This is a genomic window from Streptomyces sp. NPDC056987 (genome assembly GCF_042673865.1).
Taxonomy (GTDB): Bacteria; Actinomycetota; Actinomycetes; order Streptomycetales; family Streptomycetaceae; genus Streptomyces.
This window is the reverse complement of sequence record NZ_JBHURV010000052.1, coordinates 33,721-55,998: the sequence shown is the minus strand read 5'-3', so window position 1 is coordinate 55,998 and position 22,278 is coordinate 33,721. Positions and strand designations below refer to the sequence as shown.

General features: G+C 73.1%; 15 protein-coding genes. 2 read left to right on the top strand and 13 right to left on the bottom strand.

Annotated features, from left to right (window positions below; genetic code table 11):
• Positions 1 to 8: 8 nt before the first annotated feature.
• A complete protein-coding gene (locus tag ACFTZC_RS37690) occupies positions 9 to 1,745 on the bottom strand; it encodes a dihydroxyacetone kinase family protein (RefSeq protein WP_382898050.1) in 1,737 nt (578 codons plus the stop codon).
• A 1-nt stretch (position 1,746) separates the two neighbouring features.
• A complete protein-coding gene (locus ACFTZC_RS37685) occupies positions 1,747 to 3,108 on the bottom strand; it encodes an MFS transporter (RefSeq protein WP_382898048.1) in 1,362 nt (453 codons plus the stop codon).
• 267 nt (positions 3,109 to 3,375) lie between these two features.
• Here ACFTZC_RS37685 and ACFTZC_RS37680 point away from each other — a divergent pair, with 267 nt between their 5' ends.
• Positions 3,376 to 4,194 (top strand): FadR/GntR family transcriptional regulator, encoded by an 819-nt coding sequence (locus ACFTZC_RS37680; protein ID WP_382898046.1) that lies wholly within the window; start codon positions 3,376 to 3,378, stop codon positions 4,192 to 4,194.
• Between the two features lie 98 nt (positions 4,195 to 4,292).
• Here ACFTZC_RS37680 and ACFTZC_RS37675 read toward each other — a convergent pair whose 3' ends face one another.
• On the bottom strand, positions 4,293 to 5,204 hold the full coding sequence (locus ACFTZC_RS37675) for an MHYT domain-containing protein (RefSeq protein ID WP_382898044.1): 912 nt from the start codon (positions 5,202 to 5,204) through the stop codon (positions 4,293 to 4,295).
• A gap of 219 nt (positions 5,205 to 5,423) precedes the next feature.
• A complete protein-coding gene (locus ACFTZC_RS37670) occupies positions 5,424 to 6,722 on the bottom strand; it encodes an amidohydrolase (RefSeq protein ID WP_382898043.1) in 1,299 nt (432 codons plus the stop codon).
• A gap of 163 nt (positions 6,723 to 6,885) precedes the next feature.
• Between ACFTZC_RS37670 and ACFTZC_RS37665 the strand changes: the two genes are divergently transcribed.
• A complete protein-coding gene (locus ACFTZC_RS37665; protein WP_365816541.1) occupies positions 6,886 to 7,062 on the top strand; it encodes a thiazolylpeptide-type bacteriocin in 177 nt (58 codons plus the stop codon).
• Between the two features lie 109 nt (positions 7,063 to 7,171).
• Here ACFTZC_RS37665 and ACFTZC_RS37660 read toward each other — a convergent pair whose 3' ends face one another.
• The 9 genes from ACFTZC_RS37660 to ACFTZC_RS37620 form a co-directional block, all read right to left on the bottom strand.
• Positions 7,172 to 9,193 (bottom strand): TOMM precursor leader peptide-binding protein, encoded by a 2,022-nt coding sequence (locus ACFTZC_RS37660; protein ID WP_382898041.1) that lies wholly within the window; start codon positions 9,191 to 9,193, stop codon positions 7,172 to 7,174.
• Positions 9,190 to 9,945, bottom strand: a complete 756-nt coding sequence (locus ACFTZC_RS37655; RefSeq protein ID WP_382898039.1) for an ABC transporter permease — start codon at positions 9,943 to 9,945, stop codon at positions 9,190 to 9,192. The genes ACFTZC_RS37660 and ACFTZC_RS37655 overlap by 4 nt, the downstream gene beginning before the upstream one ends.
• A complete protein-coding gene (locus ACFTZC_RS37650) occupies positions 9,942 to 10,979 on the bottom strand; it encodes an ATP-binding cassette domain-containing protein (protein ID WP_382898037.1) in 1,038 nt (345 codons plus the stop codon). Before ACFTZC_RS37650 ends, ACFTZC_RS37655 begins: the two co-directional genes overlap by 4 nt.
• A gap of 29 nt (positions 10,980 to 11,008) precedes the next feature.
• Entirely contained in the window at positions 11,009 to 12,121 is a 1,113-nt protein-coding gene (locus tag ACFTZC_RS37645; protein ID WP_382898035.1) for a peptidase M50, read from the bottom strand.
• Positions 12,118 to 13,209: a lantibiotic dehydratase C-terminal domain-containing protein gene (locus ACFTZC_RS37640; protein WP_382898033.1), complete on the bottom strand. Its 1,092-nt coding sequence runs from the start codon at positions 13,207 to 13,209 to the stop codon at positions 12,118 to 12,120. The genes ACFTZC_RS37645 and ACFTZC_RS37640 overlap by 4 nt, the downstream gene beginning before the upstream one ends.
• Positions 13,197 to 16,100 carry a lantibiotic dehydratase gene (locus tag ACFTZC_RS37635; RefSeq protein ID WP_382898031.1) on the bottom strand — a complete coding sequence of 968 codons (2,904 nt, stop codon included), beginning with the start codon at positions 16,098 to 16,100 and terminating at the stop codon, positions 13,197 to 13,199. The genes ACFTZC_RS37640 and ACFTZC_RS37635 overlap by 13 nt, the downstream gene beginning before the upstream one ends.
• A gap of 21 nt (positions 16,101 to 16,121) precedes the next feature.
• Positions 16,122 to 17,819 carry a nitroreductase family protein gene (locus tag ACFTZC_RS37630; RefSeq protein WP_382898029.1) on the bottom strand — a complete coding sequence of 566 codons (1,698 nt, stop codon included), beginning with the start codon at positions 17,817 to 17,819 and terminating at the stop codon, positions 16,122 to 16,124.
• Between the two features lie 81 nt (positions 17,820 to 17,900).
• Positions 17,901 to 19,898: a TOMM precursor leader peptide-binding protein gene (locus ACFTZC_RS37625; protein ID WP_382898028.1), complete on the bottom strand. Its 1,998-nt coding sequence runs from the start codon at positions 19,896 to 19,898 to the stop codon at positions 17,901 to 17,903.
• Positions 19,888 to 22,152, bottom strand: coding sequence for a TOMM precursor leader peptide-binding protein (locus ACFTZC_RS37620; protein WP_382898026.1), 2,265 nt, complete (start codon positions 22,150 to 22,152; stop codon positions 19,888 to 19,890). Before ACFTZC_RS37620 ends, ACFTZC_RS37625 begins: the two co-directional genes overlap by 11 nt.
• Positions 22,153 to 22,278: the final 126 nt, after the last annotated feature.

The following is a 22,278-nucleotide window of genomic DNA, read 5'->3' as shown; positions in this document are numbered from 1 at the left end:
GGGTGGGTTCAGTGGCCGGCGAGTACGCCGTGGACGGCACGGACGATCAGGGCGAGGGAGTGGGCCCCGGCGTCGGGGGTGCCGAGGGACCGTTCGACGTGCGGGCGGGCGCGGCCGATCCGGGGGACGAGGTCGGCGGTGGCCTTGGCGGCCTGTTCGGCGGCGGTGGCGGCCCGGTCCCAGGCATCGGCGAGCGCCGCGCCCTCGGCGGTGGCGGCGTCGAGGGTCCGCGCGAACGGGACGAGGACGTCGACCATCGTCTTGTCGCCGACCTCGGCCCCGCCGAGGCGCTGTACGGCGGCGGAGGCTTCCCCGACGCCGCCCGCCACGGTCCGCGCGGTGGGCGCCTCGGTGTCGCCGAGTGCGGTGCCGACGGCGTGCAGCAGGACGCCCCAGAGCGCTCCGGAGGTGCCGCCGGCGCGGTCGGACCAGGCGTCGGCGGCGGCGTTGACCGTCGTACGGGCGCCGGCGCCCGCCGCCGCGGCGGCGACGGCGGCGAGCCGGGCGGCCTCGGAGCCGCGGCGCATGCCGATGCCGTGGTCGCCGTCGCCGGCGACGGCGTCGATCCGGCCGAGTTCCTCGGCGTGGGTGTCGACGGTGTCGCTGATGGCGGTGAGTACGGCGACCGCGGTGGCGGCGACCGCGCGGGACTCCTCGGTGGCGGCGGGGACCGCCGTGGCGGAGGCGTCACCGGCCGCGGCCGGGGCGGCCTCGGCGGCGGGGGCGGCCTGGGAGGTGGCCGCGCCCTTGCGGTAGGCGGGGGTGTCGGCCCCGGCGGTCCACAGCGCTTCGAGCTCCTCGTCCAGCCAGCAGAGCGTGAGCGAGATGCCCGCCATGTCGAAGCTGGTGACCAGCTCGCCGACCTCGGGCTCGACGGCCTCGACCCCGGCCTCGGCGAGCAGCTGGGCGACCCGGCGGTAGACGACGAACAGTTCCTCGTACTTGACGGTGCCGAGGCCGTTGAGGATGACCGCGGCGCGCTCGCCGCGCGGCTGTGCCACGCCCTCTGGGAGTTCTGCCAGCAGGGTGGAGACCAGCAGTTCGGCGGCCTCGTCGGCGGTCGGGACGTCCTGCTCGCCGATGCCGGGCTCGCCGTGGATGCCCAGGCCGACGGCCATCCGGCCCTCGGCCACGGTGAACAGCGGGCTTTCGGCGCCGGGGAGCGTGCAGCCGCCGAAGGCGATGCCGAAGGAGCGGGTGCGCGCGTTGGCGTGCCGGGCCGCCAGGACGACGTCGTCGAGGGAGCGGCCCTGTTCGGCCGCGGCCGCGGCGGCCTTGAAGACCGGCAGGTCCCCGGCGATCCCGCGGCGCTTGTCGCGCTCGTCGGTGCTCGCGCTGGAGACGTCGTCGGTGACGGCGACCGTACGGGTCTCGATGCCCTCGGCGGTGAGCTGCTGCGCCGCCTGTCCGAAGTGCAGCACGTCGCCCGCGTAGTTGCCGTACATGAGGACCACGCCGCCGCCGGCGTGGGCGCTCTGCGCGACGGTGCGGACCTGCCGGGCCGACGGCGAGGCGAAGACGTTGCCGACGGCCGCTCCGTGCGCGAGCCCGGGGCCCACCAGGCCCGAGAAGGCCGGGTAGTGGCCCGAGCCGCCGCCGATCACGACGGCGACCTGGCCGGGCGCGGTCGGCGCGGAGCGTACGACACCCCCGGTGACGGGGCGCACCCAGCGGCGGTGGGCCGCCACGAAGCCTTCGAGCGCCTCGTCGGCGAAGGCTTCGGGAGCGTTGAACAGGCGGGTCATGTCAGTGCACCTCGAGAAGCGGCTGGTCCGCGGGGTCGGAGGGGTTGGCGGGCCGGCGCCGGGCGAGCGCGACCATCAGGACGGCCGACAGGAGCATGAAGCCGCCCACCACGAACATGGAGAGGGTGTACGAGCCGCTGAAGTCCTTGAGCCAGCCCGTGACATAGCCGGCCGCGAAGCCGCCGATGTTGCCCGCGGTGTTGATGAGGGCGATGCCCGCCGCGGCGGCGGCGCCGGTCAGGAAGCGGGAGGGGATGGACCAGAAGACGGGCAGCGCGGCGAAGATCGAGCACGCGGTCACGGTGATCACGGCGATGGTCGCGGCCGGGGAGTCCATGTAGAGCGCGACGGGGATGGAGATACCGCCGATGACGGCAGGTCCCGCGACGTGCCAGGTCTTGGTGCCGTGCCGGGTGGCGTTCCGGGACCAGAAGAAGAGGACGACGGCGGCCGGCAGGTACGGGATGGCGGTGATCAGCGCCTTGTCCATCACGCTGAAGGAGGTGCCGAAGCTCTCCTGGAAGCCCTCGATGATCGTGGGCAGGAAGAAGGCGAGCGCGTACAGGCCGTAGATGAAGCCGAAGTAGACCATCGCGAGGATCCAGACGCGTCCGCTGCGGAACGCCTCCTTCAGGGCCGCGCGGCCGTGGCTCTCGTCGGCGCCCGTCTTGGCGGCGTTCTCCGAGGCCAGCTCGGCGGTCAGCCACTCCTTCTCGGCCGGGGTGAGCCACTTGGCGTCGGCGGGCCGGTCGATCAGGTAGAACCAGGCGACGATGCCGAGGAGGATCGCCGGGATGGAGACGAACAGGAACATCACGCGCCAGCCCTCAAGGCCGAACAGCCCGTGGTGGCCGATGAGCCAGCCCGCGAGCGGGGCGCCGAAGACCGTGGTGAGCGGCTGGGCCAGGTAGAAGAGCGCGAGCACCTTCGTACGGTGCCGGGTGGGCACCCACTGGCTCAGGAAGAGGATCGCCCCGGGGAAGAAGCCCGCCTCGGCGACGCCGAGGAGGAAGCGCAGCGCGTAGAGCTGCTCACTGTTCTGCACCCAGGTGAACAGCAGGGACACGATGCCCCAGGTGACCATGATCCTGGCGAGCCAGCGGCGGGCGCCGAAGCGGTGCAGCGCCATGTTGCTGGGGACTTCGAGAATGATGTATCCGATGAAGAAGACCCCGGACGCGAATCCGAACTGCGCCGCGGTGAGCGCCAGGTCCTCCCCCATACCGTTCGGCTCCGCGAAGGAGACCGCCGTCCGGTCGAGATAGTTCACGAAGAACATCAACGCGACGAACGGGACGAGCCGGATCGAGACCTTCTTGATCGCTGATCTCTCGACGGCGGATGGCAACGCGGTGGCACCCATGGTGACTCCCTCGGAAGCGCCGGACAGCTCCGTCCGGACTCGGGTCACAGTCGGCGGCGATCATGGCTCAAACAGAGCGCAGCACCCGCTCCACCGGCTGATGTGTCTTCAACGTAACCCCCAGAAGAAAATTGGTCACCAATTGACCAATGTGGCGAGCGTCACTCTTCAAGTGATGCACGCCACTCTTGACAACGGACGGGGCGACGCGGCTATGGGCGCGTTCAGGACACCTTTGAACAGCGGGAACACCCATCTGGTGTACTGGTGACCGTGACCAGTCAGCCTGATCAGCAATCGCCCAGCTCGCCGGATCTCGCCCGGCTGCTGCGCCCTGTCGTGCGCGAGTCCTCGGTGAGCGAGGTCGCCAAGCGGCTCCTCGACCATCTCTCCGCGGGCGACATCAAGCCCGGCACCCGGCTGCCCGCGGAGCGTCAGCTCGCCGAGGCCCTCGGGGTCGCCCGGTCCAGCGTGCGCGGCGCCCTCTCGGCCCTCGACGTGCTCGGCATCATCGAGATCCGCCCCGGCTCCGGCTCGTACGTGCGCGAGGGGACCTCGGAGTTCCTGCCGCGCGCCATCAACTGGGGACTGATGCTCGGCCAGCGGCGCACCCAGGACCTGGTGGAGGTCCGTACGCACATGGAGGGGGTGTCGGCGCGGCTGGCGGCGGAGCGCGCCACCGAGGAGGACGTGGCGCGGCTGGAGGAGCATCTGCGGCGGATGCGGGACGCCGGCACGGACGTCGCGGCGTTCATCGACGCGGACATCGCCTTCCACCTGGAGACGGCGAGCATCGCCAGGAACTCGGTGCTGAGCGACATCCTGCACTCCATCCGCGCACTGCTCCAGGTGTGGATGGAGCGGGTCAGCGATCTGGAGGGGACCGTGAGCGGCACCCTGTGCGAGCACGACGCCGTCCTGTCGGCCATCCGCGCCCATGACCCGGACGCGGCCAACGAGGCGATGGCCGAGCACATGCGGATGGCCAGCGCGCGGCTGCGGGAGTCCATCGGCGCGCCGGACGGCGGCGCGGACGGTACGGCGGCGAGCGGCGCGGCGGACAGCGCGGCGGTCCGGAACGCGTGAAGCGCCGCCCCGCGGCAGGCGGGGCGGCGCTCCGACAGCGGGTCACCTCACGGCAGTCGGCGGGTGACGGTCGGCGGGTGACGATCAGCGGGTGACGGTCACCAGTCGTACGGGCTGCGCTGCTGCCCGCCCTGCGGGCCGGGCGCCGAGGTGGGCGCGGGCGCCGGGGTGTGGGCCCTGCCGCTGTTCGCCTCGTCGTACGTGGGCGGCCAGACGGGCCGCGGCGGAGGGTCTCTCCGCACCGGCTTCTTGCTCTCCGGCTGGTCCCACTCGCCCTCGCCGAGGACGAGGATGGGGTCGAACATCACCACGACACCGGCCAGCACCAGGAAGACCGCGGGGCCGAGCAGCATCGGGAACATGATCGAGGTCGGCGAACCGCCTCCGGCGGAGCCGCCGGTCGCCCCTTGCAGATGCACACTGATGGCGGCCATGCCGGTGTAGTGCATGCCGGTCACGGCGATGCCCATCACAAGGCTGGCGCCGAGGCTGGGCAGGAAGCCGTGGATCGACACGGCGGCCCAGAGCGCGGCCGTCGCGGCGACGACGGCGATGACGACGGAGAGCACGACGGTCGGTGTGTCGTAGTCCAGCCGTCCGTGCAGACGCATCCCGGCCATGCCGATGTAGTGCATGGCCGCGACGCCGAGACCGGTGATCGTGCCGGCGGTGGTCAGGGTGACCCGGGTCGCCCCGCGGTAGCCGACGATGAAGATCCCGATACCGACCACGACGATCGCCACGACCAGACTCAGAACGGTCAGCGGTATGTCGTAACTGATCGGCGCTTCCTTCACCTGGAAGCCGATCATGGCGATGAAGTGCATGGTCCAGATGCCCGAACCGATGGATGTCGCACCGAGCCCGAGCCAACCGGGCTTCCAGGACTGCTCGGTGCGCAGCGATCTAGTGGTGCAGCGGAGCCCCAGAGCCCCGCCCAGAACTGCCATGAGGTAGGCCGCCACAGGTGTGACGGCGCCGTAATTGAATCCATCGACGGTGCCCTGCATGAGTGATGTGCCCTTCACCCCGTGTGATTTGTGTGCAGAAACTGTGTACTCGTGGCGACACTATGGCCAGGAAGGGTCGCGACAAACACCTCTCCGATCACTTGTTGATAAAGGTGTTCCGACCCGGGCGGAGCAAGAGCGACGAGATCGCGCAATGTCCTGACTCGTTCCCGGCTGCAACGTTCCAACACGCCGACCGGGATGCGATATGACGATCCGTCAACTTTTTCCGTCGTTGCCTTCGGTCCGCAGCCGGGACAGCGCCGCGGACGTCATCGCCGTGATGCCGGTGGGAAGCGCGGTACGGATGTCCGGGGCGAACTCCGGGGAGTGGTGGGGCGGGAGGACGGCGAGCTTCTCCTCGGCCGTGCCCGGCGTCTGTGCCCACACCTTCGGGCCCACCACCCCGAACATCCAGTACACAAGCGCGATCCCCTCCTCTCCGTGCACGGAGACTCCCGCGTCCCCGTACAGCGGAAAGTCCTCGGTCGCCATGGACGGGGGCCAGGGTGCCACACGTTCGGGACCGTAGAGACGCAAATGAGCCTGGCGTACGCCGGCGGTCGCCGCCGGGTCGGGGTGGGTGACCGGGGAGCGCGAGACGGTACGGATCTCCGGGTCCCGGGGGCAGCGGGAGGCGGCGCACTCCGCCCGTACGATCCGCTCCACCGAGGCCGTCATCCGGTCGAGCGTGCGCTCGGACAGGGCGCGGACCGTAATGCCCAGTGTCGCCCGGTCGGGGACGAGGTTGTCGGCCGCCCCGGAGTGGAAGGACCCGACGTTCAGCAGCGCCGGCTCGGTCGGGGCACACTCCCGGGAGACGATCCCCTGGAGCCGCAGCACCGCCGCGGCGGCGGTGACCACCGGGTCCACCGCGAGGTGCGGGGTGCCCGCGTGACCGCCCCGGCCGTGGACGACGGCCTCGATGCCGGCGCTCCCCGCCAGCATCGGCCCGTACGCGTGGGCGACCATGCCCGCGGGCAGCAGGGCGGTGTGCTGGGCGAGGACCGCGTCGGGCCGCCCGAAGCGCTCGTACAGTCCGTCCGCCAGCAGCGCCCGCGCCCCGGCGAGGGTCTCCTCGGCGGGCTGGCCGACGACGACCACCGTGCCGCGCCAGCTCTCCCGGGACCGGGCCAGCAGCGACGCGGCGCCCGCGGCGGCGGCCATGTGCAGGTCATGGCCGCAGGCGTGGGCGACGGGGCCGCTGCTCGTGCACGGCAGGCCGGTCCGCTCGGTGACGGGCAGCGCGTCCAGTTCCGTACGGATCATGACGCGGGGTCCGTCGCCGTTGCGCAGCACTCCGACGACACCGTGGCCGCCGACGTCCCCCGTCACCGTGTACCCCGCCTCGCGCAGCCACGCCCCCAGCCGGGCCGCCGTACGGCGCTCCTCGCCGGAGAGTTCGGGGTGCTGGTGCAGATCGAGGCAGAACGCGACGGCGGGGCGCAGGATCTCCCACAGTCCGGCCAGGACGGGCGTGTTCTCTCCGGGGTACGCGACAGGGCTCACCCGGTCCATCGTGCGCCACCCCGGCCGCGTGCCGCGTACAGACCGCTGACACGGGCGGTCAGTGGAAGACACACCGGGGTGGCAGTGGGTTCGGCTGGAATACGAGGGCACCAGGGCGCGGGACCACCGGGGAATCCTCCGGGGGCCGGCCGGGGCAGTCCAAGGAGTCACCATGGCTGACAAGAACACCCTCGCCTCGCTCGCCGACGAGATCATGGAGCTGGAGTCGGAGACCTTCGAGATCTCCGACTACTCGGACGCCAGCGAGGTCGTGCTCGCCGGCTCCACGAGCTGCAGCTCGACGTCGACCTGCTCCTCCACCACGAGCACCACGTCCTGCAGCGCCTGATCACGGGCTCCCGCATCCGGACGGGCGGCACCTGCGACCTTCCGCGCAGGTGCCGCCCGTTCGCGTGTTCCGGCCGCCGGTGCGCGGCCGGAACACGGTGCCCGCCGGTTCAGGGGAAGGGATGCGGTACGAGACGGATCTCCCGCTCGGTCAGCTCCCGGTCGCGCAGCCCGGCCCGGTGGGCCGCGGTGCGCAGTCTCGGCATGCCCGGGGCCCGCTGGCGGGACCAGCCGAAGTCGATCGGCAGCAGACCGGGGACGAGGGTGGCCACCGTGCACAGCCCCATCCGGCGCTGTTCCGGTGTGGTCTGGTCGACGACGATCACATCGTGCCCCGCGCGCACGAGTTCGTCGCGCACGTGTGCCACGTCGTCGAGCAGGTCGCCGGTACGAGGCCGGGTCCCCTCCTCCCAGCTCCGGTAGATCTCGTCCGCCGGACGGACGGCGGACGGCTCCAGATAGCCGCGGACATGCTCGGCCATCCGCGGCAGCCCGTAGAGCTGGGCATGGTCCTTCAGATGCAGGACCTTTCCGAAGTCGTCGGCCATGGCCTCCAGTTCGGCGCGGCGCTCGGTCACCTGGCGGGGCAGGTGCGGGATGTAGGTGAGCACTTCGGAGAGGGCGCCCGTCAGCGCCGCCGCCGGGTCGAGGCTCGCGCCGGCGCCGAAGGAGAAGGTGCCGGGGCCGCCGTCGCGCCGTACCGCCAGACCGGTGACGACGGGTACGGCGAGATCGATCCGGTTGTCGAAGGCGTGGACGTCGTAGCCCTGCGCCGCGGCCCGGTCGATCATGGTGCGTACGGTACGGTCCGCCACCGAGCCGAGGTCGATCTCGGTGAGCGGCGTGCCGCCGTACCAGGCGACCAGGAAGGCGTCCCGCTCGACGAGTTCGAGGAGTCCGCCGAGAACCGCCTCCTCCAGGCTGCCGCCGATGGCGCAGCCGTTGGAGCACTCGAAGACGAAGTTGTCGGAGGCGAGCCCCGCGCTGTAGTGGACGAGCCGGGCCGGGACGAGGACCGGGCGGTCGTCGCGCAGTGAGTGCCCCCGCACCCAGGGGATGGGCCGGCCGGGGTCGAAGGGGCTGACCATCGGGTCGTCGCGGTAGGTCTCGGGCGGGTAGAAGCCGCACTCGGCGGGCGACAGGGCCGCGTCCCCGAGGTCGTCGTAGGCGGCGACGACCGGCGCGCCGCCGGTGCGCCGGTGGGTGCCCGCGTACCGTTCCAGGCCTTCCAGGAAGGCGAGGTCGCGGCTGGCGTCGAAGCCGTTGGCCTGGCCGCTCCAGGTGACGTCGGTGAGGCCCGCGTAGCCGCGCATGAAGACACTGCCAGCGACCGGCGCGGTGGTGGGCGAGGTGACGTTCATCCAGGTGCCCGCGCCGAGCACCCCGGAGACCGGGTTGGCGAGCGCCGCCACCGGCATGGGGTACGCGGAGGCCGGGCGCAGCCGGTAGACGTCCGGGGCGGGTTTGGGCCGGCTGACGAGGGTGAGCGGCGCCCCGTCGGCGCTCGCCGCGCTCTCCGTGCCGGATCCGGGGCCGGTGGCGCCCGGCCCGCAGTGCGGGCAGAGCGGATCGGCGAGCAGGGGGTACGTCCGTACCTCCAAAGTGGCCAGATCCAGTCGTGACACCTGGGGCAGGGACCGGTCGGCCGCGCCGGGACCCGGCGGGTCCACCTCGTCCGGGAGGACGACGGCGCGGTGGAGCGCGTCGACCGCGTCGAGCGCGTACGGGGTGAGTTCCGGCCAGGGACCGGCGGCGCGGGTGCGGGTGCCGGTCTCCAGGGCGTCGCGTTCGGTGCGGGTACGCAGCCGCTGCCAGCGCATGGCGAGACACTGGCCGCAGGCGGGCGCGGTGCCGTCGCCGCCCCAGGGGCCCACCAGCACCTCCCGCGAGGTGAGATGGACGGTGGCGGCGGGGCGGACGGCCGCGAAGGGGTCGCCGCCGCGGTGGCCGAGGACATCGGCGGCGCCCAGCGGCACCACCGTCGGCGCCTGCGCCCCGGTGGCCGGGGTGTGGCGCCCGGTCAGCGCCCGCTGGAGCCGGCGGCAGGCCGCCGCCAGGGGGGTGCGGTCGTCCGGCAGCGGCCGCGCGGGACCGGACGAGGCGTCCGTGGCGGGAACAGCGGGGGCCGTCATGCGGTGTCGCTCCAGCGGAAGGTCTTCAGCGCGATCGCCCCGAAGACCACGGTGAACACGGCCAGTCCGCCGCAGCCCAGGGCGATGTCACCGAGGTCGCCGCGGCCGGCGAGGGCGGCGGACGCCGCGTCGTTGAGATAGCGCAGCGGCAGCACCCGCGAGAAGGTCTGGAGCCAGGAGGGCATCATGTCGAGCGGCAGGAAGGAGCCGGAGACGAAGGCCATCGGCACCATGAGGCAGTTGGCGATCGCCGCGACCGCCTCGGGGGTGCGGGCGTACGAGCCGATGACCACACCGATGGTGAGGAACGCGGTGATGCCGAGCACCAGCACGGGCAGCGCCAGCGGCCACCGGGCGTCCAGTTCCAGGCCGAAGAGCGGCAGCATCGCCACGACGATGAAGACCACCGCCTGCACGACACCCACCCCGAGGGCGAGCACATAGCGGGAGGCGAGCACCGAGGTGAGCGGGGTCGGGGTCATCCGGATCAGCCGGAGCAGGTCGTCCCGGCGCCACTGCATGAGGGTGAAGGCGACGCCGAAGACGGCGGCGTTGGCCACACCCCAGGACATCACGCCCGGCGCGATGTACGAGATGTACGGGCGGTCGGTCTCCGCCACCTCCTGGCCCCGGAAGATCAGTCCGAAGACGACCAGGAACAGCAGGGGGAAGGCGAAGGTGAAGAAGAGGGTGGCCTTGTCCCGGATCTGCGCCCGGTAGCCGGCCCCCGTGAGGCTCGCGTACGCGCTCATCCCTGCTGCTCCGTCGTGTCGGTGTGCGTGTGAGTGTCGGTGTCTTCGGCGGGTGTGGCCGTGGTGCCCGCGGCGCCGGTGTGAGTGTTGTCGGTGTGCGCGGTGCCCGTCAGCTGGAGGTAGACGTCCTCCAGCGTCGCGGTGCGCGTCACGACGCCGTCCAGGCCGATGCGCGCGTCGACGGCCTGGAGGACCTTGCCGGACGACGCCGTCTCCAGGACCAGGGAGCCGCCCTGCACGGTGACCCGGTCGACCCCCGGGAGGGCCGCCGCGTCGTCCTGCGTCATCCGCTCGACGGGGATCATCAGGCGGGTCGGCGCCGCGGCGGCGGCGACCAGGCGGTGCGGGGAGTCCAGGGCGGCGACGGAACCGCCGACGAGGATCGCCACCCGGTCGCAGAGGGCCTCGGCCTCGTCCAGGTGGTGGGTGGTGTAGACGATGGTGCGGCCCTCGCTCTTGAGCCCGCGCAGCACCTCCCACAGATCGCGGCGGGCCTGCGGGTCCAGGGCGGCGGTGGGCTCGTCCAGGAAGATCAGCTCGGGCCCGTGGACCAGGGCGGAGGCGATGGCCAGGCGCTGGCGCTGGCCGCCGGAGAGGTCCTCGACCCGTACGTCGCGCCGGTCGGTCAGTCCGACGGTCTCCAGGGTGCGGTCGGCGTCCTCCGCTCCGGCCCCGTACAGCGCGGCGACGGTGCGGAGGTGTTCCCGGGCGGTCTGCCGGACGAAGAAGGCGGACGACTGGGTCTGCACCCCGAGCCGGGGCAGCAGGGCGACGTCCCGGGGCCAGGGGGTCCGGCCGAGCACCGAGACGGTGCCCGAGTCCGGGCGGCGCAGGCCCTCCATGATCTCGACCAGGGTGGTCTTCCCTGCGCCGTTGGGGCCGAGGAGCCCGAAGAACTCCCCGCGCCCGACGCTGAGGGAGACCCCGTCCACCGCCTGGTGGTCACCGTATCGTTTGCGTATCTCCTCGACGACGATCGCCGGTCCGGCGGCTGACTCGTGCGGCACGGACGCCATGGTCCTGGCCTCGCTCATGTGGTTCTGCGCCCCTCTGGGGTTGTGGATCAGTGAACTGGAAGGAGGACGAGCCCTGTTGCCAGGGCCGCCAGGACGAGAGCGACGAGCAGGGCCGACCCCACGGCGTAGCCGAGGTAGAGGGTCCTGGCGCGGCGCGGGTACGCGGCGGCGGCCGGTCGGTCGCGCAGCCGCAGCCGCATGTACCGCCCGCTCTCCGGGGCGAGGCCCGAGACACGCAGCGCGTGGCCGAGCATCGTGTAGCCGTCGAGCGGGGGCAGCGGGAGGAAGTTGACGAGCGCCTGGACGCTGCCGAGCAGCAGCAGCCCGGACAGCACGCGGCGGGTGGGGTCCCCCGGTGGGAGCGCGGCCCACCAGGCGAGGAAGGGCAGCAGGAACAGCAGATTGGCGTAGGCGCCCGCGGCGGCGACCGCGAGCTGGTGCCATCGGCTGCGCAGATAGCGGTAGTTGTCGACGGTGCAGTACATGACGGCCACCGGGAGCCGCCAGCGCAGCCCGATCTCGCCGACGGTCCCGCCGTGGTGGCGCGCCGCGACGCCGTGGGCGAGTTCGTGGAACGCGGTGGAGAGCCAGAGCAGGGTGCAGACGGCCACCAGCGCGACGGGCTGCCGGACCAGCCACCAGGTGTCACGGGCCAGTTCGGGCAGGTGCGCGGCGAGCACCACCTCCATCGCCGCCAGCACGGCGGTGAGCGGGAGCAGCACGGGGGCGCGCAGGACGGGGCGGAGCAGCCGGTGCAGCCGGCCGGTCGTGGCGTGGGCGTCGGCGACCAGCCGCAGGGTGCCGCGGAGCACGGTGCCCTCGAACGGTCCGCCGGAGCGGGGCTCCGGCGCGGGGCGGGGCGGCCCCCCGGCCAGCAGGCCGCGGGTGCCCAGCAGTTGGAGGAGGCGCTGCCAGTGCGCGGCGGCGAGCCGCTTGCCGTACGCCCGCGCGTACTCGTCGCCGATCTCCGCGAGGCTGCGGACGCCGTCGAGCCGGGAGATCAGGAAGTACTCCTTCTCCCCGACCTCGAAGGAGGCGCCCGCCGCCGGCTCCTTGATGAGGTGCACGGTGGCGGGGCCGCGCAGCAGCGCGGGGCTGAGGAGGATGCCAGGTCTCAGCGCCGGTGTGTGCGAGAGGAGTTCTCCCGGGGGTGTGCTCATCGGGCGGCCGTCCGGGGGCCGGGTTCCGCGGCCCCGGCGGGGGTCTCCTCCTCGCGCAGGACCCGGCCGAGGACGTGCGAGAGGTACGCCTCGTCGCGGATGGTGACATGCAGCCGGTTGTTGGTCATGTGCATGTACGGGGAGAGCAGCAGCGGCAGCGCGACGGCCGGGTCGGTCACCCGCTCGTCCCGTGTGCCGTCCCAGGAGCGGAACACCAGCTCGCCCCCGACCGCCAACTCCTCGGCCCGCGCACGCAGTTCGAGGCAGTGTTCGGCCCAGCCGCGCAGGAAGACGGGCAGCCGGTCCAGTTCGCCCGTGCGGATCGCCCGCCGGATCGCGGTGAAGCGGCGGGCGAGGCCGGGGGCCATCTCCGCGTAGTTCCGGTCGTACTCCTTCGAGCCGATGAAGCCGGTACCGGGGAACGCCGTGTGCCAGAACTCGTAGTAGCGGTCGAGGTAGCCGCCGAGTTCCTCCCGCTCGGGCAGGAAGCAGCCGGCCATGACCATCATCAACTGGGCGGAGGTGCCGAGCAGTACGGTGCGCAGATGCAGGTTCATGGTGCGGAAGGCGTCCATGACGAGGATGCTGGAGTGCGCGAAGTGCCATTCCGCCAGTTCGATCCCGGCGGGCCCGCCGTACTTGCCGTACTCGGGCTCGTACGGTTCGTGGGAGAAGGAGTTGTTGGGACGGAGGTTCATCCGTCCTTCGGCGTCCATGAAGGCGCCGCGGTCGCCCTCCGGAAACTCTATCTCGAACAGGGTGTTGTAGAACTCGTTCAGGAATCCCGAGTCGACCTCGTAGAGTGCGGGCCGCTTGCGCAGGAAGCCGGTGATCGCCTCCTCGGCCCTGCGGACGACCTCGTCGGTGGCCGCCGCGTCGGCGGGCTTGAGCCGGAGCCGGACGTGCGGGCCCTCCAGCCAGTAGTTGATGAAGAAGTGCCCGGCGAGCAGGCCCTCCGCGGTGAGTTCCGCCACCAGCGGCCGGACGCAGTTGACCAGCAGGGGCTGCGGGTTGGCCGCGTAGAAGATGTGGAGGGCCTGCCAGTCGCCCGAGGGGCCGGCGCCGGGGACGGGGGTCAGCTCTGGCATGTCGGTGCGTCCTTGGTCGGTCGGTCCGTGAGGGAAGGCTCCGTGGTCGGCCGGTCCGTGGCCGAGGTGAAGGTCTCCACGGCGAGTTCCGCGACGTGGTGTCCGCGCGCCGAGCGGACATGCAGACCGTCCTCGGAGGGGAGCATCTCGCGCAGGACGATCCGGTCGTCCGGGTGGTTCGGCAGGGCCTCGAAGGCGGTGAGGGAGAGCATGCTGTCGAAGTCCACGTACTGCGGTTTGGCGCCCGCGCCGCCCCGGGGGCCGCTGGACACCGTCGCGAAGACCCGGTCCGGCAGCGCGTGGGCGCGCCGCCAGCGCTGCCAGGCGAGGAACCGGTCCTGGTCCGTGCCGGGTCCGGGCCGGTGCATGGGCAGGGCGCCGGCCGTCGTGGTCCAGCTGCGGCGGCTGAGGACCACGTCGCCGTGCGTCACCCGGGGACGCGAGGTCACCCCGTCCCGCGCCTCGCCCTCCGGGACGCCGCCCCACACGTCCAGGGGCGCCATCGAGGTCGGGGACATGAGCAGCAGGGTGCGCGGGATCTCCGGCAGGGCGAGCGGCACGAGATAGCCGAGGTACACGGGGATCACCTCACGGCCGAGCCGCGTCGAGCGCAGGACCAGCCGGTCCGTGGCGGTGTCGTGCTCGACGTACAGGTCGTCGAGGTGGATACGGCGCTCCTCGGGGACGGAGCTGGACTCGCCGGGGCAGACGATCTGGTGGCCGGTGAGCGGGCTGTGCAGATTGAGGTTGCTGGTGACCGCGCCCCCGGTGATCTCGGCCAGCACCGCGCCCTCGGGGGTGACGGCGGAGGCGGTGTCGCGCAGCGCCCGGGAGAAGGATCCCGCCCCCTCCTGTCCGTCCGGTGTGTCGTAGACGTGGGTGAACCGGCTGAAGGGGAAGGACAGTCCGCCGTAGGAGCGGTTGAGCACGATCAGCGGCGCGCCGTCCCCTTCGGTACGCGCGAGTTGCAGATGGTGGCACTGGGGTACGAAGTCACCGGCGACGGGGGCGAGTTCCTCGGCGACGAGCGCGAGGTCCCGCTCCCCGAGCCGGAGGTCCGCCGCCTCGTCGCCGTGCCCGTCCCACGCCGCCCGCATCCGGTCGATGAACACCCGCCGGGCGGTGTCGATCGCGCGGATCCCGGGCAGGCCGAGCCAGTTCTCCTCCGGGACATAGGCGCCATGGTCGTCGAAGGGGCGCCGCTTGGCGGCGAACGTGAGGTACTGGTCGAAGAAGTCCTCGTGGAAGTCGTGGACGAGCCCCAGGATGTCGTCGCACCGCCCGCCGCTGCCGTAGCGCGCGAGGAAGAACCCCTTGAAGGTGACGCGTTGAGGGAGCGTCAGATCGAAGGCGGGCAGGACCCGTTCGACGGAGCGCAGGGCAGCTCCGCCGGAACGTCCGCCGTCCGGGCCGGCCCACGCGTCGAGCGCGCAGGTGAGGTCGCGGCCCGCGCTGACGTCCTCGTACAGCAGGGTCTGCGGCAGAGTGGCGGCCTCGCCGCCGCTCAGTCCGCGCTGCGCGGCCCGCAGTCCGGCGCGCAGGTCCCGCAGCAGTTCGGCGCGTTCGGCCCGGTCGGCTCCGGGGAAGCGGTCGATGGCGCGCTGGGGGCCTTCGAGGGCGGCGGCGAGCCCGTCGGCCCAGGGCCGCCCGAGTGCAATCAGGGCGCTCCGGAAGGAGCGCAGCGGGTCGGGGCTGTGCACATCGGTGTCCAGGCACGGGACCCGGACCATGCCGAGCTGGAGGAGCGCGGCCACATAGGTCTCGCACAGTTCGGGCTCGGCGTCGTGTTCGGCGCGCAGCCGTTCGACGAGGTCGCGGTAGCGCGGCTCGGCGTCCCCGTCGAAGAGGCCGAGCAGCCGGTCCAGCGTGCCGCTGCGGCGCAGGAAGAAGAGCCGGTCCTTCACCGCGTCGAAGGTGACGGCGGCCGAGTCGTCGCCCGCGGTGATCCACTGGCGTACGTATCTGACCCGGTCTCCGTCGCGCTCCCAGCCGGAGGCGAGGCGTACGGGCAGATCGCCCCGCCGGTCGGGGTCGGCGAGGACGAGTTCGGCGAACCGCGCGAGGACGACGACGTTGAGCCGGACATGGCTGGTCCACCGCTCACCGAGGTGGACGGCGGCCGGGTCGCCGCGGTGCTCGCCGCCCTCCCCACCGGCGCCGTGACCGGCGTCGCGTCCGTCGTCATGTCCGGCGTCGTGTCCGTCGTCGAAGGTGCCGGCGGCGACGGCGGTGAAGGTACTGAAGGGGCTGGTCTTGCACGCCGTCCGGTAGAGGTACGACAGCACCGACCGCTCGATCTTCCGCATCCGCTTGTCGGGCACCGCCCCGGGACCGGCCGCCGCCTGTGCCAGGTAGCCGTCGAGCTGCCCCTCCAGGGTCGGGGAGGCGAGCTGGAGGCCGTGGCGCAGCCGGTCCTCGGCGAGGAGCCCGCGCAGCGCGGCGCGCGTCCTGGCGAGATCCGCCGCGAGCAGCGGCGCGCCCTCGGCCCGCAGCTTCTCCAGCAGGCGGCGGTCCCGCAGCCACTCGGCGACCGGTTCCACCGCGTCCGGGTCGATTTCGCCGACGAGACGGACCGCGGCCTCGGGGTCGGCGGGCAGCCGGTTGTTGAAGATCTGGCGGCGCAGTGCGAGCAGGCGCCTGCGGTGCCCGGCGCCCGCCCCGTCCGGGTCCGTGTCGGTGGTGCGCACGAGTGCGTGGAGGAGGTCGCCGAGCGCGGCGCCCCGGCTCCGCAGCCGCTCCTCGGCCGCCAGGACCTCGTCCGCCCAGCGGCGGCTGTCCGCGCAGCGCAGCGCGCGCACGGACTCCACGGGCAGACCCGCGACGCGCAGCATGAAGCGGCGACCGGGGTGCCAGGTGGTGTGCGCCGGGCGTGGATCCGTTCCGGGTGTCATGACAGATTCCCCCATCCCCGGTCAGACGATCTCGTAGCGGAAGTCGGCCGGGTGCGGCCGCTCGTTGCCGAGCAGCATGATCAGCAGCGGCTTCTCGCCGGTGCGTTCGAGGCCGAGCTCCTCGATGTACGAGATGTTGTCGAAGCCGAGGGCGACACCGGCCCCGAGCCCGAGGGCCGTGGCGACGGTGTAGAAGGTCTGGGCGACGGCCCCGATCACACCGTTGACCAGCCGGTATCCCCGGTCGCCCACGGCGTCGAGGACAGCGGTGGTGCGGATGGTCGGGACGATCACCACGCCCGCCTGTTCGAGGTTGTAGTTGGAGAGGAAGTAGTTGCGCTGGAGGAAGGGGCCCGGCGGGCCGGGGACCACCGGGCGCAGCGCGTGGGCGGCGGGATCGTAGGCGTACGCGCCGGGCTCGACGCCCTCGACATGGTTGACGAACGCGTACTGCGTGACGAGGTCCGGTGCGGTGCCGTCCGGTTCCGCCGGCCGTTCCGCCTCGCTGCCGAGGGAGGCGGCGGCGCAGGCGCTGAGGGCGGCGCCCAGTTGGGCGGGGGTGACGGGGCGGCTCGCGTCGAAGCGTCCGAAGCTGCTGCGGCGCTCGCGCAGCGCGTCGCGCACGGTCACCGGGGGCAGTTCGGGCGCGGGCAGCGGGACGGGGGTGCCGGTCGTCTCCGGGGTCACGGCGGCGGCCGGGGCGAGCGCGCCGGGCGCGGGACGGTCGGTGGCGGCTTCCGCCGTCGCGGTGTGGATGCGCCGCAGGGTCTCGAAGTCCAGGACCGTACGGGAGCGTTCGCTGTCGGTGTGCCGTACGGACGGAGCCCCGGCGGCGGCGGAGGCCCGCTCCCCCTCGGCGGGCGCCTCCTCCGCGGACGGCCCGTCGACCGGCCGCGCGTCCACGGGCGGCGCGTCGGCGGAAGGCTCCGTTCCCTCCCAGGTCAGCGGGACGACGGCGAAGATGCCCTCCTCCTCGTTGTTCACCCCCAGCAAGCGGCTCAGCCCCTTCTCGTCGAACCACAGTGACGGTTCGACGCTCAGCCCCTGCGCGCGGGCCCAGAGACGCCAGGTCCCGAGGATCGCGCCGAGGTCCATGCTCACCGCGTGGAACGAAAAACTGTTGTATTTGAACGCGTTCTGCCAGTACTTGATCCCGAGGACGAGGAACTGGTCCTGCCGTCCGTCCGGGTCGCCGAGTGCCGCGCGCAGCTGCCCGGACACATCACCGGTGAGCAGCCGCTGCATGGCGTGGTGCGGGGCGCTGTAGTAGTGGATGCCCGGCGCGCGCGGACCGCTGGGGCCGGAGACCCAGTACACACTGACCGGGTACAGTCCGCCGCCCGAGGCGGTGCCGCGCGACCAGTTGGCCTGGGTGTAGTGGGGCAGCGCCGCGAGGTCGGTATTGGTCTGGACGCCGAGCCTGCGCCCGGTCAGCCCGTAGGAGTCCCGCAGCATTCCGGAGAGGGTGTCCAGGGTGAACGCCTTCGGTGCCGTGGCCGGGGCGGACGGCCCGGAGCGCGGTCCGCCCCGGCCCGGACAGCCCGCCGCCAGGGTGGCCCCGGCGGGGACGTCGGGGTCGGGCAGCGGAAACGACTCGACACCGGGGTAGAACTTCGTCTTCCTCGGCCGGTCCGCCCAGTCGGGGACGAAATCGGCGGGCTCCATCGGGATCCGGCCGCGCAGCATGATCGCGGCGGCGTAGTCATGGGCGTAGCCCATGGGATCCTCCTCTCTGCTGGACGGTGCTCGGCTGAACGGCGGTGGGTTCGGGGCGGCCGGCGCGGCGGCGGGGCGGGCCGGTCATGGGAACGGGTGGGGGGCCGGGTTGAGGTCCTCGGGCCGCAGATCGCGCTCGCGCAGTCCGGCGGTACGCAGCGCGGTGCGCAGCCGGGGCATGGTGCGGGCGCGCTGCCGTGACCAGCCGAAGTCGATCGGCAGGAGTCCGGGGACGAGCACACTGACGGTGTGCAGGCCGAGCGCGCGCTGTTCGGGCATCGTCTGGTCGACGACGACCACGTCGAATCCGGCCGAGGCGACCGCGTCGACGCAGCGCGTCAGATCCTCCCTGAGGTCCGGTGAGGCCGCGGCTCCGGAAGGGTCCGGCCAGCTCAAGTCGCCTACCGCGCGCAGGGGTTCGGCCGGGACGCCGCGCCGGTGCGGGGTGCCCGGGTCGAGGAGGAAACCGGCGTGCCGGCCCATCTCCGGTACGCCGTAGACGAGCGGGTGGTCGTGCAGGGCGGTCACCCGGTCGAAGTCCCGGGCCATGGCACGCAGCCGGGGCCCGTCGCGCTCGGTGCGTTCCTGGAGGTTCACGGCGTCGGTGGCGATCTCGCAGAGCGCCGAGTCCAGCGCCGATTCCGGGTCGAGCCCGGCGCCGGCGCCGAAGCACATCCGGCCGGGGCCGCCGTCGAAGCGCTCCGCCACGGCGGTGACGACCGGCACGGGGAAGGTGATCCGGGTGTCGAAGAACCGGGCGCGGTAGCCGTACATCGCCAGCCGGTCGACCATGTGGCGGGTGGCGGGGCGGGCGCTGGTGGCCGGGTCGATCTCGGGCAGGGGCTGCTGCCCGTACCAGGTGAGCAGGAACGCGTCGCGCTCGATGACCTCCATGAGCCCGAAGTAGACGGCCTCCTCCAGGCAGCCCCCGGAGGCACAGCCGTTGGAGCTCTCCTGGACGAAACGATTCTCCAGACCGGGGGCGTGGTAGTACGTCAGCACCTCGGGGACCAGGCGGGGCCGGTCGTCGCGGAGCGAGTACCCCCACACCCACGGGATATCGCGGTCGGGCGCGAACGGGCGCACCCGTGGGTTGGCGGTGTAGAACTCCTCGGCGTACAGGCCGACGTCCCTCGGGTCCACGGCGTCGGGACCGAACGTGTCGAGGGTTCCGGTGACACTGGTGACCCGGGAGCGCGCCCGCATCCCCGCGTACCGCTCCATCCCCTCCAGGACGCCGATGCGGTTGCTGCGGCCGTACGAATCGGCGTGGCCGCCCCAGAACGTCTCGCGCAGATAGTCGCCGGCGCGCATGGAGAAGCAGCCGATGGTCGCCGAGGTGGAGGTGGAGGAGATGTCATGGACGACGGAGGGGCCGAGCGCGCCGCACACCGGGTTGGCGTAGGCCGCCACATCGATGGCGTACGACTCGACGGGGCGCAGCCGGAAGGCGCCGGGGCGGTGTTTGGGCGCCGGGCGCAGGGTGATCCGGGCCGCCTCCGCGCTGTCGGTACGGGGGGTGGCGCAGCGCGGGCACTCCGGGTCGGGCACCAGGGGGTAGCGCCGTACCGCGAGGGTGCGCAGGTCCAGGAGACGGATCTCCGGGAACGGCCCGTCACCGGCGGCGGTCCCGGCCACCAGACCGGTGATCAGGGCGGCGAGGGCGTCCGCCGCGAACGGCACGGCGTAGGGCCACGCGCCCGCCGCCCGGGTCTCCCCGCCGCGTTCCAGGGCGTCGCGCAGCGCCACCGACCGTACGGACTGCCAGCGGCGGGCCAGGCAGTGGGCGCAGCCCCCGGGACCCCCGGTGCCGTCGGCCGCGGGCAGGGGTCCGACGACGGCGTGCCCGCCGTACACCTGGACCGGGACGGCGGACTCCTGGAGAGGGACGTCCTCGGTGGGGGCTCCGGGCGCGAAGGCGTTGTGCGCGCCGAGCCCGGTGAGGGTCACCGCGGGGCCGCCGAGTCCGTCGAGTGCGCGGCGGAGCGGGCCGCGCAGTGCCCGTACCGTCGGGGTGTCGCCCGTGCGGTGGCCCGCCTGTTGGTCCTCGTCCGGGAGCGCGGCGAGGGTGCTAGACGCCACGGGGCTCCTCCGTGGTGAGGAGGACACGGGCGGTGCGGAGTCCGGCGGCGGCGAGGTCGGGCGAGCCGGTGTCGACCCACAGCGCGTCGCGGCCCGCCGCCTTCAGCCGGTCGAGCACCTCGGACCAGGTGGTCCGCGCACCGGCGGCGGCCGGGCCGGAGTCGAGGTCGCCGGCGGGGCGGATGGTCGACGCGTCGAGGTCGCGCAGCAGCGGATCGCCGGTGTCGAAGGGGGCGGCGGTCTCCTCCGCGCCGAGTTGCACCTCCCCGAGCAGATCGCGTACGGCGGCGGCCGCGGCGCGCCGCCGGACGGTGTCGCTGCCGACGGCCCAGCGGCCGGCTCCCCGGGCGAGCACCACATGGACGCCGGAGCGGTCGCCCTCGCCGAGGTCGAGCAGTTCGAGGCCGACGTCGAGGACGGCCGCGGACCGTACCAGGAAGGTGAGTTCGGCGTCCTCACCGTCGTCGAGGACTTCCGGTGCCCATCGGTGCGCCGGGGCTCCGCGCAGCGCCCGGCCGAGCGCGTCGTGGGCGAGGGCGGAGAGCAGTCCGCCGGCGGCGGCGTCGGCCGCCGACGCGCCCGCGCCGGTGCCGGCGGCGGACGGTTCGAAGAGCCGGTCGCGGTTGTGCGGCCCGAAGGTCCGTACCGCCGCCGCGGGCACCAGGACGCGCTCCCCGCTGAGCAGGGAGGTGGCCCGGGTCCAGGCGGTCACCCGCTCACTGTCCGGCGCCCCGCCCGCGGCGAGGACGAGCGCGCGGGGGTCGACGGCACGTGTCCGTTCGGTGTCGAGTTGGTGTGCCGTCACCACACCGGTGGTGGGGACGACATGTTCGGCGTACACCCCGGCCGCCGCGTTCAGGGCGCGCAGCCGGGCGCCCGCGACATGGTGCACGTCGAAGGCGGCGACCCGGCGGCTGACCCCGTGCCCGAGGCCGAACTCGACGATCGTGGCCTTCAGCGGTATCTGGGTGAGCGGTTCGTCGGCGAACCGGGTGAAGACGCCCGCACGCGGCCGGACCAGGGTGGAGCGGCGGTTCAGCTCCGCCACGAGTTCGTCGGCCTCCCGGGCCGTGGCCACCGTCGGCATCGGCGGGGTGCCGCTGCCCACCGTCCCCAGGTCCAAGGGGAGTTCACCGGCCGGCTCGGTGCCGGGGTCCGCCGTGGCCGCGTCCGCGGTGCCGGCGCAGAGCGGGCAGCGGGGGTGCGGCAGCAGGGGTTCGGTGGTGACGTCGAGGGACCGCATGTCCTGGATGACCAGGTGGCCGGCGGTCTCGGCGGGCAGGGCGCCGGTGGTGCGGCGGAAGATCTCGTACCCCAGCAGATTGCCGAGCATCGCCGACAGCGGCCGGCTGGGGAGTTCACCCACCGGCGTGGCGCCGGGCAGCGCCAGGCCGTGCCAGATGTCGGCCGCCGCCGCGGCCCCGTCGTGGGCGCCGAGGCGCAGCACGGCGCAGGACCAGCAGCCGGCGGTGTCCGCCGTCATCAGCGGCCCCACGACGGCCTGTTCGCCGTAGGACCAGGCCGGGAGCAGGGTACGGCCCTCGGGCACGCCGGCCCGCAGCAGCGGGAAGAGCCGGCCGGGCGCGGCGGGCCCGCCGGTCGTCACGACGATGTCGTACGCGGCGAGATCCGCCCAGCCGAGCGGTGCCCCGGTGGCGTCGGGGGCGATCCGCGGCAGGTCGACGGGGCAGCCGTCGGAGGCCGCTTCGCGCGCCTCGGCCTCGATCGCCGCCAGGTTCTCGGCGCCGAGGGCGGGCTGCACACCGATGGTGGCGCAGCCGTTGCGGATCAGGCTGAGCACACACCAGCGGGCGACGAGGTCGTCGCCGAGCACGGCCACCCGCGCGGTGCGGAAGCGCTCGAAGCGGCGCTCCGCGTCGTCGGAGTAGTGGTCGATGTAGGCGATCTGCGGGGCGAACCGCCGGGCCGCGTCGGGCGGTGTCCCGGGGGCGTCGGCGCCGGGCTCCGGGGGCGGGACGGGGCGGGCGAAGTCCCGTTCGTAGAGGCTCTTGACCAGCTCGCCCACCATGGCGCGCTGCTGGTCGCCGAGGCCCCGGCAGATGTCGGAGACCGAGTGCTCCCCGGTGAGATGCGGGACGATCAGTGTGGCGAAGCGGTAGGCGGCCTTGGCGGTGAGCTGGAACCCGCCGTCCGCGTTGTGGAACAGCACACCGTCCGGTGTTTCGGTGAACAGGACGTCGCGGCGGATGCGCGGACTGGTCGAGGCAACGGCTTCGTAGGTCGCTGAGCCCATGAGAGATGACACCCCTGGATGCGTGGTCAAGGTGGCCTGATCGTGCGGGAGTTCGAAAGTCCGGGTTCTTCGGGATCTCCGGGGATCTCCGGGGACGGAGATCCCCGGAGGCCGGGTCGTCGGGGG